Annotated in this window: 12 protein-coding genes; 1 reads left to right on the top strand and 11 read right to left on the bottom strand. The window is 59.7% G+C overall.

Translation table 11 applies throughout. From position 1 onward, the window contains the following. Positions 1-263 precede the first annotated feature (263 nt). From I4W09_RS09720 to I4W09_RS09675, 10 genes are all read right to left on the bottom strand, one after another. A complete protein-coding gene (locus tag I4W09_RS09720; protein ID WP_022094114.1) occupies positions 264-731 on the bottom strand; it encodes a YfcE family phosphodiesterase in 468 nt (155 codons plus the stop codon). 95 nt (positions 732-826) lie between these two features. Then, positions 827-1,543, bottom strand: coding sequence for a LytR/AlgR family response regulator transcription factor (locus tag I4W09_RS09715; RefSeq protein ID WP_006235156.1), 717 nt, complete (start codon positions 1,541-1,543; stop codon positions 827-829). Positions 1,544-1,615: 72 nt separating this feature from the next. After that, complete coding sequence (locus tag I4W09_RS09710) at positions 1,616-2,959, bottom strand: histidine kinase (protein WP_055310084.1); 1,344 nt, start codon at positions 2,957-2,959, stop codon at positions 1,616-1,618. Then, positions 2,956-4,143: a glycosyltransferase gene (locus tag I4W09_RS09705; protein ID WP_196026387.1), complete on the bottom strand. Its 1,188-nt coding sequence runs from the start codon at positions 4,141-4,143 to the stop codon at positions 2,956-2,958. Before I4W09_RS09705 ends, I4W09_RS09710 begins: the two co-directional genes overlap by 4 nt. Positions 4,144-4,314: 171 nt before the next feature. Next, positions 4,315-5,574, bottom strand: a complete 1,260-nt coding sequence (locus I4W09_RS09700; protein WP_006235159.1) for an MFS transporter — start codon at positions 5,572-5,574, stop codon at positions 4,315-4,317. Between the two features lie 101 nt (positions 5,575-5,675). Then, the gene (locus I4W09_RS09695) at positions 5,676-6,620 is read right to left on the bottom strand and encodes a zinc dependent phospholipase C family protein (RefSeq protein ID WP_006235160.1); all 945 of its coding nucleotides are present in this window, start codon (positions 6,618-6,620) and stop codon (positions 5,676-5,678) included. Between the two features lie 92 nt (positions 6,621-6,712). Continuing rightward, positions 6,713-7,447, bottom strand: coding sequence for a LytR/AlgR family response regulator transcription factor (locus tag I4W09_RS09690; RefSeq protein WP_055310080.1), 735 nt, complete (start codon positions 7,445-7,447; stop codon positions 6,713-6,715). Between the two features lie 38 nt (positions 7,448-7,485). Then, positions 7,486-8,877 carry a sensor histidine kinase gene (locus I4W09_RS09685; protein WP_230318768.1) on the bottom strand — a complete coding sequence of 464 codons (1,392 nt, stop codon included), beginning with the start codon at positions 8,875-8,877 and terminating at the stop codon, positions 7,486-7,488. A gap of 112 nt (positions 8,878-8,989) precedes the next feature. Beyond that, on the bottom strand, positions 8,990-10,267 hold the full coding sequence (locus tag I4W09_RS09680) for a metal-dependent hydrolase family protein (protein WP_055285286.1): 1,278 nt from the start codon (positions 10,265-10,267) through the stop codon (positions 8,990-8,992). A gap of 132 nt (positions 10,268-10,399) precedes the next feature. Beyond that, positions 10,400-11,851 (bottom strand): APC family permease, encoded by a 1,452-nt coding sequence (locus I4W09_RS09675; protein WP_196033960.1) that lies wholly within the window; start codon positions 11,849-11,851, stop codon positions 10,400-10,402. A 354-nt stretch (positions 11,852-12,205) separates the two neighbouring features. Between I4W09_RS09675 and I4W09_RS10480 the strand changes: the two genes are divergently transcribed. After that, positions 12,206-13,207: a C39 family peptidase gene (locus I4W09_RS10480; protein ID WP_230318767.1), complete on the top strand. Its 1,002-nt coding sequence runs from the start codon at positions 12,206-12,208 to the stop codon at positions 13,205-13,207. Between the two features lie 304 nt (positions 13,208-13,511). Here I4W09_RS10480 and arcC read toward each other — a convergent pair whose 3' ends face one another. Then, positions 13,512-14,474, bottom strand: coding sequence for a carbamate kinase (gene arcC, locus I4W09_RS09665; RefSeq protein WP_196033957.1), 963 nt, complete (start codon positions 14,472-14,474; stop codon positions 13,512-13,514). Positions 14,475-15,133: the final 659 nt, after the last annotated feature.

Genomic DNA, 15,133 nt, shown 5'->3' with positions numbered 1-15,133 from the left:
GCTGCTCTACAGTCCTGCGCAAGACGGAAAGCACATTAAGTGCTTTCCTTTGCGTGCGGAACTCGCGACAAACTTAACCCCCGCCCTCAGCCCCGGAAGCCCTCCCTGCCGTCACATTATTCAACCAGTTTTGCGGGCGTGCGCCGCTGCGCGGCTAGCCCGCGTGCTCCTCGGCGGGGTTGGTCTGATTGTTTTTGTTGAAGCTCTGCCTTTGGCTCAAATGGAAACGGGGGACGCATTTGCATCCCCCGTTTTTGTTGTGGTTACTCTAGATCAATAAATTTGGTGCTTATGATCTTGCCGTCTTTTACTAGCATTCTGGCCATGGTGGGGCCTCGGGTGCCTCTGGGGTAGCTAGCGCTGCCCGGGTTGAGGACTAAACAACGGCCCACTTGGGCTTCTTTGGTTACGTGGGTGTGACCATTGATGGCTACGTCTACGGATCCCACCGGAAGGTCTTCGCGGTAGTGGGCTACGGCGAATTTGAGGCCTTCGTAGGTAAAGAGCGCAAGACGGTCTACATCGGGACCGTAGTCGCGGTAGTAATCGTTGTTGCCCAGTACGGCCCGCACGGGGGCGATGGTGCATAGGTGCTCGTAGTCCATCTCTGACGTGAGGTCGCCGGCGTGGATAATCAGGTCTGCGCCCTCAAGCTCATCCAGGAGCGCAGGCGATAAATAGCCGTGGGTGTCCGAGATGATGTCGATACGCTTGGCGCTTGCACTGTTCATGGGATCCCTTCCGCAAAAAACGATTCGGCAGATACATACAAAAAAGCCCCACGGCTCCGCAGACGATGGGTCTACAGGGCTGCGGGGCCAGTGTGCTAGAGACTCAGAGCCTTCTTGAGCGGCACGACGCGGCGGCGCGAAACCGGCACGCGTTCGTCGACGCCCGTAATGCCCAGCTGGATGGCGCCCGAGGGCACCGTCTCGACGTCCGTAACGCACGCTAAGTTGACGATATAGCGGCGGTGAACACGGAAGAAGCCAAAGTCGCAGAGCTTGGCCTCAAACTGCGCCAGCGAGGTCGTCGACAAAAAGCGATCATCGACGGTATAGATGCAGGAGTAATCGTCCTTGGCCATGATAAAGCGAATGTCGTCCACGGGAATGAGCACCTTGCGGCCGCCCTTTTCCACCGGGATACGCTCGATGGTCACCTTGCTGTCCGTAACCGGCTTGGCGCGTTGCATGACCTTCTCGATCGCGCGATCCAAGCGAGCTTCCTCGACCGGCTTCATCAGATAATCGACGGCATCCACGTCGAATGCCTCGACCGCATGGTCACTATACGCAGTCACAAACACGATCGCCGGCGGATTTTTGAGCTTATGCAGCGCCTCGGCAAGTTGCAGGCCCGAGGCACCGGGCATCGAGATATCGAGAAACACGACATCCACGCGACTTTCCATAAGCATCTCGATGGCGGAGCGGACGCTCGACGCCTCCGTGATCGTGCCGATCTTGCCCGTTTGCTCGAGCAGGAAGCGAAGCTCCGAGCGAGCCGGCGCCTCATCATCCACAATCATCGCACGCAGCATAGGGATAAAACCTTTCGTCAACTAACTACGCCGGGCATCCGTCGCATGACGTTGAGCCCGTAGCCCTTTATTTTACTCTTGAATGTCAAAGATGCTCTCTGACAAATCAAGATGAAGGAGCACTTTGGTGCCCTTGCCCGGCGCCGATTCGACACGCGTATAGGAGTGCGGCCCATAAAAGCGATGGATGCGCTCCGAAATATTGTGCATGGCCACACCGGCGCCGCCACCCTGGGGAGAGCTGGCGTCGGGACGGGCAGAGCGCTCGTCAAACAGTCTGGCGGCGGTACCCTCATCCATGCCCACGCCATTATCGGCCACGGCAATCAAGATTGCATCCTCGCCGTCTTGGTGAACGGTCACGTCGATCCTCAGGGCGTCGTCATCGCCCATACCATGACGTACGGCGTTCTCGACAATCGGCTGGATCACGAACGCCGGCACCAGCGTATCTTCCACGTCCTCGGACACATCGAACGTCGCAAGCACGCGGTCCTCGCCAAAGCGGGCCTTCTCAAAGGTAAGGTAGCGCTTGGTCTGTGCAACCTCGCGCGAGACCGGAATAAGCGATCCCGAGTTGTCGAGCGTGGCACGATAGAACGATGAGAACTCACGAAGCAGTTCGCGGGCCCGCAGCGGGTCGGTGCGCGTAAACGATGCAATGGTGTTCAGCGTGTTGAACAGGAAGTGTGGGTTAATCTGCGCCTGCAGCGCACGCACCTCGGCGCGCGCTGTGAGTTCCTTTTGCACCTCGAGCTCGTGGATGGCGAGCTGCGTGGACAAGATCTCGGCAAAGCCCGAGGCAAGCGCGTACTGGGTACGGTCGACGGCGCGCGGGGTCTTGTAGTAGAACTTGAGCGTGCCGACGGTACGATCGCCCACCTTGATGGGGGCGATAATGCCGGCGGGGACTTGGTTGTGCGAGCCATCCGAGCCCACGACATCCACCATACGGTTGAACGACTGCACGATGCCATGTTCGATAACGTAGCGTGTGGCAAGCGTGTGGATGGGAGAATCTGGCAGTAGTTTTTCCTCAAACTCGCCCGCGCAGGCCAACACGTTGCCCTCGTCGGTGATGGCCACCGTCATGGCGCGCGTCTCGGGCAAAATGCGCCGGCACACCAAACGCGCCGACTCCTGCGTCAGACCGCCCTTAATGTCCTCGAGCATGGCCGAGGCCACCGAGAGCGTCTCCTCGGTGTACTGGGAGCGCACCGAATCGGGATTGAGCGTCAAAAAGATAAAGATGCACAGAAAGATGCACAGCAGCGCGCAGGCAATCACCGTGGCGATCGGCTCGATACCGGTCACCAAGGCAAAAATAAAGTACACCAGCACGCAAATGGCGCAGGCAACGGCAATGATGCGAAAGATTGATATTGAACTATCGCGCTGGGCGCGGCGGTCGATCATTCGGCCCCCTCCAGGATACTGATCAGTTGTGCGTCACGCCAAAGCCCGTCCATGATCTTGGGCCAAAAGCTCTGGAAACGCAGGTAGCTTGCGGCGTTTTGGCGCGCGTAGGTCTTGGCCTCGTCAATACCGTGGCGCCAGATGCGCAGGTAGCCCTCATGCTCGCGGGTAAACACGCTGCGGACCATAGCGGTCTTGCGCACGCGGTCGTCGAGCTCGCGCGAAATCCACGGGCCCGGGTAGGGCATGAGTGATGCCGCCGTAACGGGAATGAGCTCCTTTTGATGCGCGGCGAATGTCAACTTGGCCCGTTCGTAGTACCAACGGTATACATCCTGCATAAAGCGCGGTGAGCGCTTTTCGGACTCCGGAGGCAGATGGCGCACGGTCCACTCGTTATCGAACCACACGTCGTAGCCAAACATGCGCATGTTAAAGAGGTAATCCAAGTCCTCGCCGCGGGTGATAAACGGGTCAAAGGCCACACGCGTAAAGGCGCGGGCGTGCAGGGCCATCAGGCCGCCGCACACGTAGTTGGAGCGCGAGATGCGGGTGCCCGAGAGCGCCTTTTTCATCCAACGGTTGAACTCGATGCGCTTGGTCCACCAACGATGGCAGATGCCCGCCTTGTCCGTGGGAGCCAGCGGCGAGCCGTCGCGATCGTAGAAATAGCCGCTCTTGACCAAGATCGGCAAGCCCTGACGCGTCTGCTGCCCCAACGCATAGGTCGCGCGCTTCATAAAGTCGGCGTCGATGACAGTCTCATCGTCATCCAAAAAGATAACCGCGTCATGCCCCAGCACAGCGGCACAGGCTAGCCCCATGTTGCGGATGGCACCGTAGCCTCGCAGGCTCACGCACTCGCCCGAACCCTTGGGCGCGATCTGAGCAACCCGGTCTGCAATGCGCGAGGCCTGGGTGTTGGTGACAACGGTGACCTTGAGCGTGGGATGCGCGTCGACAATCTCGCGCACGCGCAGCGACACATCGGCTGTGGCAGAAACGGGACAGACCACCAAAAGGATGATGCGCGGGATGTCACGTACCTGCTCAAGCGAGGCCAGGCAGCGGTCGAGTTCGGGATTGTCGGCGTTGAGTCGCGTCGAATGGTCATAGGTGCCAGGGGCGTTTGCGCAAGCGTCATCGCCCGCCCAATACGTTGGAATCACGACTGTGGCGTTCATGCCTTACCCTCCCTGCAACACAAAAACGGGACGCCGCCAAACACAGGCGACGCCCCGCGACCTAGCTGATTCCATCATACCCACTTGGGCAAATCATTGCTCGCAAGTCGCAATGTTTATTGCGGATAACCCCAAAAGAGTACCGTGGACAGGCACAATAGCCGCTCGCTCCTATGCGGCATGCTCTGCCGCCCGAGTCATGCGGGACAGGCGGACCAGCAGCATAAAGCCAACGATCAGCAGCACGCCAATGGAAAGGACGCCCAGCGACGGGTTGCCGGTCAGCGAGGTGACGACCGACACTAGGAAAGTGCCCATGACGCTTGCATAGCGACCGAAGATGTCAAAGAAGCCGTAGTACTCGTTGGACTTTTCCTTGGGGATAATGCGACCAAAGTAGCTACGGCTAAGCGCCTGCACGCCGCCCTGGAACAGGCCGACCATAATGGCAAGCACCCAGAATTCAAAGGCGGTCTTTAGGAAGAACGCGGCGAACAGCACAATGCCCATGTAGGCGGCGACTGCCACCAGGATCATGTTGAGCGTGCCCACGCGTCCGGCGAGCTTGCCGTAGATGATGGCGGACGGAAAGGCCACGAACTGCGTGACGAGCAGCGCCAGGACCAACTGGGTCGAATCGATGCCCAAAGCCGAGCCGTAGCTGGTAGCCATGGAAATGACCGTGTGCACACCGTCGATATAGAAGAAGAACGCAATCATGTAGACCAGCACGGTCTTGTTGTGGGCGATCTCGCGCATGGTGTGTCCGACCTCGGAGAACACACCGCCCACGATGTGGCCGATGGTGTCCTCGGGACCGCGCTCGCGACCGTACTTTTGCTTATAGGTGCGAATGAGCGGCAGGGTAAAGATGAGCCACCAGGCACCAGTGATGATAAACGACAGACGCGTTGCCAGCATGGTAGGGACGCCAAGAGCGGGGCCACCCATGATGAGCGCCAGGCAGATGACGAACGGCACGGTGGAACCGATGTAGCCCCAGGCATAGCCCGAGCTGGACACGGCGTCCATGCGCTCGTCGGTGGTAATGTCGGGCAGCATGGCGTCGTAGAACGTCATAGAAGAGTTAAGGCCGATGGTGCACAGCACGTACACGGTCAAAAATGCCATGGCGGACATTGGGATAGCCTGCGCCAAGCAAAGCACCAGGCCCGTGAGGAAGAAGCCCAAGAAGAACTTGATCTTGTTGCCGGCGTAGTCGGCAAGCGCGCCCAGAATGGGCATGAGCATGGCGATGACCAGCGAGGCAATCGTCTGCGCATTGCCCCAGGCGACCACCAGGTCGGCCGAAGAAGCGCCGGTATTGATGGCGTTAAAGTAAATGGGCACAACCGAGGTATTGAGCAGCACGAGGGCCGAATTGCCCACATCATACATAACCCAGTTACGCTCGAGCTTGGTGTATTTCATGGACAGGGACCCTTCGTATTCGCCCGATATGCAGTTAGTTCATCGTACCCCAATTGTCCAGAACCGCCGGTAAGGATTCGGCAAAGGGGCACGCACGGGCCCTATTCCTCGCGGTCGAACTCCTCATCGGCATTGAGCACGCGACCGCTGTAGTTGACGTGACTGGTCACGGCATCCATGTCACCGGTCTCGATAAAACGTGCGACCGTGCACTCGTAATCGACCAGCGCGCGATCAAAGACCTCGGGGAAACTCTCGTTCGAGACCTCGTCGGTAAAGGGATTCTTCCATGTCAGATGGCCCAGGTTACCGGTGCGCTCGGGCAGCTCCGTCGTCACGCGATGGGCAAGGCCATCGAGCAGCGAGTAGTCGTGCACCAAGCCCTCAACCAGCGAGATCGCGCGCGTCTTTGCGGAGCCGGCCGGCTCAATCGCGCGGTAAAGTCGCTGCATATTGGCAACGGCAGCACCGTACTCCCCCGCCGGAATGTCAATGCCGTACACGCGTCCGGCAACATAGCTCATCAGCACGCCGGCCACGCGATTGATGCGATCGGTGGTGACGATCTCGCCCGCCGGCGGGTAATCGTCGACCGTAGCGCCATCGCGTTTAAGCTGCAGCATCAGTACATCCAGGTCGCTCTCGATCACGGCATGGACCTGACTGCTCGAATCCTCAAGCTCTGAATCGGACTCCACGATGCCAAACTGCTGCTCGTAGACAAAGGGGTGGGCGTTGCGGTCGAGCACGTAATGAGACAGCAGGCCCAGCGCAAAGGCGCGACCCAAGCTGGCGTCGCGCGGCAGCAGATGCGACACGCCGTCGCGCAGGCACGCGAACTGGCGAGACATGCGCGACCGATGCATGACCTGCGCCAGCAGCGTGCAGTCGGAAACACGCGGTGTCAGAATGTGAAAGAAAAACGGGTCGGGGCCTTGGTTGCCCAAGATAAAGGCAATGCGCTCTTCATCGGACGTGATGACGCCCTGAGGAAGACGGTCGATGCTTTCCTCGCCAAACAGATGATGGGTGATAAGCGCGGGCATAATGATCCTTTCGATTTCATTCGATGCCACCCATTATGCCCACCGCGCGCCCATGCCAAACCTGCGATGGCAAACGACGGCACGCAAGCCTCTTACGCAAGCCCCAGGTGCGACTTGACCTCGGCGGCACGACGACGGGACACCGGCACCGTCGAGCTCACGCGGTCGAGCCTGAGCTCCATCAACCCCGTGGAGCCAATCTCAACATTGTGCACGTCTTCCAAATTGACCAGATAGCTGCGATGAACACGAATGAAGCCCTCGGAGCCCAAGCGACGTTCGAGCGAAGAGATCGACTCATTGATCAGGTACGTTCCCTCGGCGCAGATGGCGTTGCAAAAATCGGCGCGCGCCTCAAAGTAGCAGACGTCTGCGGCGGGAATGAACACCTTTTTGCCCCCGCGGTCCACCGTCAGACGCAAAGGCTGGCGCGGAGCGTGGATAACACGACGGACACCCAAGGCTGCCTCGATCTTGTCGAGCGCCTTTGACAGGCGTGCGTCCTCGACCGGCTTGACGACATAATCGACGGCATCGAGGTTATAGGCATCAGCCGCATACTCGGCAAATGCCGTCACAAACACCACGACCGGCGGCGTCTTTAGGTTCTGCAGCGTCTCGGCAAGCTCAATTCCCGAGCGACCGGGCATGGTAATGTCTAAAAACAGCACGTCGGGCTTGTTCGACAGAATCGACTCCACGGCTTCGGTGACATTGCCCGCCTCGGCAATCTGGCCCACACGCGTATCCTTTTCCAACAGATAGCGTAGCTCAGCCCTAATTGGAGGCTCGTCATCAACTACCAGGATGTTCCAACCCTCGGACATATGTGCTCCCCCTCTTTTTCTCTCAATCCAACCGCGTGCTACACCGTCAACGGCGCCGGCTCATGCGGCTCGCCGTTCAGCTCGACGATGACCTGCGTTCCCACGCCCTCCTGGGACTTCACGCGCATGCCGGAATCTTCTCCGTAAAAGAAATGGATGCGCTGAAGTACGTTGAAGAGCGCCAGGCCGCAACCTCGCTTGACGGAGCCGTCGGCGGTAATGCTCTCGGGCTCCTCTCGGCGATGTTGCTCAAACAGATGCGCGCAGACCTCTTCGCTCATACCGATGCCATCGTCCTCGACGATGATCTCCAAACCGTCATCGGTCTCGAAAGCCCCAACATGAATAGAAAGCGGCTCGGTCTCGCGCTGCGCGTGCTTGATGCAGTTTTCGAGCAACGGCTGCAAGATAAACGGCGGCACCATGCAATCGCGCACCTCAAAGTCGATATCGACCGAGACGCGCAGACGGCCGTCGCCATAACGAGCCTGCATAAGATTGATATAGCGAGTGCCCTGTGCCACCTCGTGCTCGAGCGTTGTGAGGGTATCGGAATCAGAAAGCGTCTGACGGTAGTAGTTGGAGAAGTCGATCAGCAGCGATCGCGCCTTGTCGGGCTCGGTTCGAACGAGCGACACGATGGTGCTGATGGTGTTAAACAGAAAATGAGGATCGACCTGCGATTGCAAGGCGCGCAGCTCCACGCGGGCCGTAAGCTCGTCCTGGCGCTCGAGCTCAAAGCTCGCAAGCTGCGTGGAAATGAGGTCGGCAAAGCCCGAGGCAAGCGCCGTCTGGCGCATATCGATGCTGCTCAGACGGGGATAATACAGCTCGAGCGTGCCCACGCAATGCCCGCGCACGGTAAGCGGTGCGACAATACCGGCGCGCAGGCGCGGAAAGTAGCCACCTGTCTCGGTCGAGGCATCACGCGAGAACACGCTTTGCTCACCGCTGTTGATCACGTTGAGCGTAGTCCGCAGCACCACCGGGGTGCCCGCGGGGCATTTTGCCGAGTCCTCGCCCCAGCTTGCCAACACCTGCTTGCCGTCGGTAAAGCAGATGGCAGAGGCGATAGTTTCGGACAGGATGATCTTAGAGGCGCCCAGGGCAGCTTCGGGCGTAAGGCCGCGCGACGTGTAGGCGAATATTTTTGAAGCGATGGCGAGCGTGCGGTCGGTTGCGCTCGATGTGAGGTCGTCGGGAACGACAAAGACGTACGAGAAGAAGAAGCACAGCATGACCAAGCCGGCAATGACGACAACGGCCGGAACGGGATTGGGATTATCGGTTAGATCCCAGATGAGCAGCAGGATAAGCAGCGGAACGACAATACCGAGCAAGATGGCTTGAACCACATGCTGAGCGGTACGAAAGACCTTGGTAGAGTTGTAGCTCTTGCCCAGAATCAGCCTATTGAGATCCACCGTCATCTCCTTCTTACCGACGCACCCCATAGCAATAAAGAGGGCCGCAAACGACCCTCTCCATTGCATTATGCAATCAAATACTGTGTTTTACATCAAGCCATCGATGAACGGTAGCTTAGGCGCTGTACTTGTTTGCCTCGCCGAAGGTGCCGCCCTCGACAATCCAGCCGTCCTTCATGATGACGTCCATGTTGTCGGTGTTGAGCACGTGGATGTCGGCGGCGACGTCACCGTTGACGACCAGCAGGTCGGCGCACTTGCCGGCCTCGATGGAACCGGTCTCGTCCTCGATGTGGCACATCTTGGCACCGTTGAGGGTGGCGCAGGTGATGGTCTCGACCGGAGTGAAGCCGATCTTGTCGACGAACTCGTACATCTCCTCGATGGAGCAAGTGCCGTACGGGGTGACGAAGGAGAAGGAGTCGGAGCCGATCGTCATGACGACGCCGCGCTTCTTGGCCTCGCGCAGGCAGTCGTAGTTGCGCTGCAGCTCCTTCTCGACCAGAGTGCCCTCGTACTTGTCGTGCAGCTCGGGAACGTAGACGGGCGGATAGGTGGCGTACCAGGTGGGCAGGAAGGCGATCGTCGGAGTGAAGAAGGTGCCCTGCTCGGCCATGAGGTCCATGGTGCGCTCATCGATATCGAAGCCGTGAATCAGCTGCTCGCAGCCAAAGCGAACGGAATCGTAGGCAGCGGCGTGGTTGTTGTAGCAGTGGCTCCACACGGGGATGCCGACCATCTTTGCCTCTTCGACCACGGCCTGAATCTCCTCGGAGCAGTAGTGCTGGTCGCGGCCGGAGTCCCAGCGCCAGATGCCGCCACCGGTAGCCCAGATCTTGATGGCATCAGGATTCTCACGCAGGCGGCGACGGACGGCCTTGCGCAGATCCCAAGGACCGTCGACCTGATCGCCCCAGGGGTGCGATTCCTTGTTGAGCTCCTGGCTGCAGTGGTGGGAGTCGCCGTGGCCGGCAACGCGGCAGAAGCCAAGGCCGGTGGCCAAAACGCGCGGGCCCTTGAAGACGCCCTTGTCGATGCAGTCACGGATCTGGATACCAAAGCGGCCGATCTCGCAGACGGTGGTGAGGCCGTGGGTGAGGCAGTCGTAGGCCTGCTTGACGGCGACGGCCTGCTTCTCGAGGAGCGGCTGCATGACCCAGTCTGTGTCATCGTCGGTCAAGTTGCCCGAGAAGTGCAGGTGGGTGTCGATCAGGCCGGGAAGGACGGTCTTGCCGGCGGCGTCGATGACCTCAACGCCCTCGGGAAGGTCCTGCATGGCGCCGGCGTACTCGATCTTGCCGTTGTCGTCGACGAGAACGAGGGAGTTCTCGACCGGCTCGGCACCGGTACCGTCGATGAGCTTGCCGCCAACGATTGCATACTTAGTGGACATGGTTCCTCCTTATGGATCCATATATGTGGGTGAGGCCGTGTTGGGTCGCGGCCTCACAAAGCTACCCAAGTGATGCCGGGTTCGGTGCGCGGAAGAGAGGGCCCCGCGCACCTGATCCGCCCCGGCTCGGCGTTACTTTTTGCGGGAATTGGTGAAGGCCATGAGAGCCAGGCCGACGGCCAGCCAGCCGATCACGATGCTCCACTCCACCATGTTGAGGGAGGCGGGAGAGAACGGAATCACGAGCAGGCCGATGATGATGGCGCAGGCAGCGATAGCGAGGCCGATGCCAAACTTGCCGCCGGGCACCTCGTAGGGACGAGGCAGGTCGGGCTCGGTGAAGCGCATACGCAGGCAAGCGAGGGCGACCATGCCGCAGGAGAAGATGAAGGCGAGAGCCGACACGTTGGTCAGAGGGATGAGCATGTTCTTGCCCAAAAACGGTCCGACGACGGTGATGACGCCCAGAACGACGCAGGCAAGCTTGGGAGCGCCGGACTTGGGGTCGACCTCGGCGAACTGCTCGGGCAGCTGGCCCTTGCGGCCCATGGCGAGCATGATGCGGCTCGTGGCGCCGTAGAAGGAGTTCATCGGGCCCATGGGTCCAAGCGTGGCGATGACGAGCATGGCCAGGTACAGGAGCATGTTGATGCCCTTGAGGCAGGCGAGCGCGGGAACCGGGCTCTTAACAAACTCATGCCAGTCGAGGATGGTGCCGAACGAGTAGATACAGACCATGTAGAAGCCGCCGGCGGCCAGCAGTGCCAGGGAGATGATCTTGCCGAACTTGTTCCAGTTGAGGCCCTCGGCTGCTTCCTCAGCCTGCTGAGGAATGGTGTCGAAGCCGGCGTAGAAGAACGGGGTCAGAACCAGGACCGACACGATGCCGGCAAACAGGCTGGAGCTCTCGGTAGCGGCCTTGCCGCCGCCAGCGCCGGTGACCTGGGAGAACACGGGCATGGCATTGTCCGGCGAGCCGGTGAACAGCGAGACGCCCATGGCGAGCAGCATGCCGCAGAGCAGAGCCTTGGTCAGGAAGGCCTGGAGCTTGGCAGCCGAGCTGGCACCGCGGAAGTTGAGGAAGATGACGTAGACTGCAAAGCCGAGCGCGATCAGCGTCGGGAACAGGTAAACGTCGGCCCCCAGGATGGTGTAGAGCTTGACGGCGCGCAGCCACTCAAGGCCGGGCAGGCTGCCGAACATCTCGGACACGAGGGTCGAAATGGCGATGGCCTCCCACGGGCACAGGATGCCGTTGCCCAGGGCCAAAAGCCATCCGGTGATGTAGCTCAGCGTACGGCCAAAGCTACGATCGACATACTCGACGATGCCGCCCGAGATGGGGATAGCAGCCGTGAGCTCACCGAAAACAGCTCCGACGGGCACGAGGAAGATTGCACCCAAGAGGAATGCGATCATAGCGGGAACGGGACCGCCGCCCACGACCATCCAGTCGCCGACCTGCAGAACCCAACCGGTACCGATGATGGCACCGAAGCCGATGGTGAAGAAGTTCCAGAGCGAGAGCGTTTTCTTCATGCCGCCGTTATCCTCGACTGCAACTTCTGCATTCTTGTCCGCCATTGTTCCCCTCCTTTCCTTTTTGACGCCCCTTGGCGTCACCCCTTGCGCGGTCCGTTTTGCCGCGCGCTTTTTTCCATGGCTTTAAGATACGGCCTTGGCGCAGCAGCGCCGCTCGCAGCTCGACCGAAGGCAGAACTGCAAAACGAGCGGCACCGTTTTTGGGACGAACGGCGGGAGACGTCATTCGTCTTGGACGCTTTCATCTTGTCTGCTTTTGAATACCTGTTGCCGTGACGCTTGGCGCGCAGCGCGGCAACGTTCATACCATTTGTCAGGCTTTTAGCGCACATACCCATGTGTCGTGCATCTTTTTATGTAGGATAGACAAGTTACACATGAGGCAAGGTGATTCGAATGGCATACGGATACAATGACGGCGACCAACGGCCACAAAGTGTGCGCCTTGCCGGCCGCACCACGCCAACGCCCAGAAGCACCTCCGACAACGACAACCCGCAGCGCCCCCAAGAGCAGCTCGGGGCTTCTTCGCGGCAACAAAGCCGTACCGTGCAGCAGTCAGACCGCGTGAGTACGAGCACACGCCAACGCCAGACCGACACATCGCAGCCACGCCGCTACGATCGGCATAAGACCGACTACTACGTCAAGCGCTCCTTTTCGCGACCTCAACGCGATCGCGGCAATTCCGCCCCTCACCCCGCGTCGCACACCACAAGCCACACGCTTCCGGCCCGCCGCCTACGCCTTGCGCTTTGCTCCATCGCCGCCTGCCTCGTCTTTGTGTTTTTGGGATCCTGTATCTCCCACGGATCAGCCGGTCTTGAGCCCACTGCCGAGGACAAGCTGCTTAAAGCTCCCGTCGCACCTGGTTACTCCTTTGCGTTCTCGACCCCACGCTCGCAATGGCAGGCCGGCACCATGCCCCACATCTACCAAATTGACCCCGCATGGTCGGAGCTGCCCTATGCCGGTGGCACTATTCGCGAAAACGCTTGCGGTCCTACCTGCCTCACCATGGTCTATATCTTTAAGACCGGCCATACCGATAAGACGCCGGTCGATATATGCGCGCTGGCCGAAGCCGGCAACTACGCCCCCACTGGTGCCACCGAGTGGTCGTTTATGACAGGCGGTGCGTGGCAGCTGGGGCTCAACGGAACACAGCTCTATAACGATCGCGAATCGATTACTCAAGCACTTCGCTCGGGTGCGCCCGTCATCGCCGCAGTGCGCCCCGGTACGTTTACCAACGTAGGCCACTACATCGTGCTCTACGGCATCGACGATGCCGACCAGATTGGCGTCTACGACCCCAACTCGGCCAGCCGCAGCGCCCGCCGCTGGGGCGTCGTAGAGGTCCTCAACGAAATCGAAGCCATGTGGGCCTACTACTAGTCATTGGGGACAGACTTAAATGAGTGGTCATTGGGGACAGACATAAATGACCAGCCACTGTGGACAGCCCTTGCGGATGCCGCTCATGGGCGGACGAATAGGCCCATTCCCAGCTGTCAGGAGCTACCTTTAAGGACTGTCCCAAGCTGCCGGCAGAAAGGGAACGTCCCCAAGTGCCGGGTTTCATGAACAGCTACCTCAATAGCAAAAGCCCCGCAGTCGGAGCGGACTGCGGAGCTCATGAAGAGAGGCTAGTTTGTGGGCGCTTTGCCTGGCGCCCACGAGAGAGGCAACAGAGTAGAGACTACTCGTGAATGCGGGTACCGGAGAGGCCAGCCATGGTCTCGGCGGCCTTGTCCAGGGCGCCGATGATGCAGGTGCGGCCCTTGCGGGAACGCGCGAACTTGATGGCAGCGCGAACCTTGGGCTCCATGGAACCCTTGCCGAACTGGCCCTCGTCGGCCAGGCGCTCGGCCTCGTCGGCGCTGAGGTCCTCGAGCTCCTCCTGGTTGGGCTTGCCAAAGTTGATGGCGACATGCTCAACGGCGGTCAGCAGGAACAGGACGTCGGCGTCGCAGTCCTCGGCCAGCAGCTCGCCGCCCAGGTCCTTGTCGATGACGGCGGGAACGCCCTTGTAGCAGCCCTTGTTCTCGTAGTCGCGGACGACGGGGATGCCGCCGCCACCGCAGGCGATGACGATGAACTCGTTGTCGAGCAGGTTGAGGATGGAGTCAGCCTCGACGATCTTCTTGGGATCGGGGGAAGCGACGACGCGACGCCAGCCGCGGCCGGAATCCTCGACGAAGACCTTGGAGGGGTCCTCGGCCATGAACTCCTTGGCCTGCTCCTCGGTGTAGAAGGGGCCGATCGGCTTGGTCGGGTTCTTGAACGCGGGATCGTCCGGGTCGCACTCGATCTGGGTGACGACGGTTGCGGCGTGCCAGCGCTTATAGCGCTTGTGCATCTCGCGGCCAATGCCCTGCTGCAGGTGATAGCCGATGTAGCCCTGGGACATGGCGCCGCACTCGGGCAGCGGCATCTCGGGAGTGCCGATGGCGTCGTGGGCGGCGGCGAAGGCGTTCTGGATCATGCCGACCTGCGGGCCGTTGCCGTGGGTGATGATGATCTCGTTGCCCTGCTCGATCAGGCCGAGAAGAGCGTGAGCGGTGTTGCTCACGGCCTCGATCTGCTCAACGGGGTTGTTGCCGAGGGCGTTGCCGCCAAGGGCGACGACGATACGATCGGGCTTGCCAAGAGGCTTAGACATTGCTGGAATCCTTTCTGTAAAAGGCCTACAACCCATTAATAACCTGCGTCCGTGCGATACGCGAGTTTATTAAGGTTTATATTCTCTTTATCGCTCATTTTATTCATTTTGAAAATAGCGGAACGGTGAACGGTCGTTTTTGTCCGCTCAGCGTACAGAACTCCAGCTCAGACATATCTACGTAATTTACGTGCGACTTTATTTAAATGAAGCGAGGATTATGTCGGATTATGCAAACTACATCTCTGCTAAACACAAAACGGACAGCGCAATATCTTACTCGCGCTATGCGAGATTCTATGCACTTATAAGTCAAGTATGCACCACTGCAAAAACAAGGGGCTTTTCATCCAGCAAAAGGAATAAAGAAGCGCTCCGAAAAGGCGGCAACAGCCAAGTCCCCCATCCATCCCCAAAGTGGCGCGAGGTTTCGCGGCAAAGCCGCGAAACAGCGAAAGGAACGGGATACCCGGCCAACTACGTCCTTCATCCGCCCACACAATCCGAGGACATAGTCGTAGCAGGATCTGAGGGCTGACCTTCGCGGACACTCCGCAGGACGAAAGAACCCCCACCGCACGTTGAACTGCACCCCAAAACTTGGACGGCTTAAATAAAAACTACGCCGCAAGGGACTGTCTCCGGAACTCCTCCGGGGT

The organism is Collinsella aerofaciens, from assembly GCF_015670795.1.
Taxonomy (GTDB): domain Bacteria; phylum Actinomycetota; class Coriobacteriia; order Coriobacteriales; family Coriobacteriaceae; genus Collinsella; species Collinsella aerofaciens_Q.
This window is presented reverse-complemented; position numbering and strand designations above follow the sequence as displayed.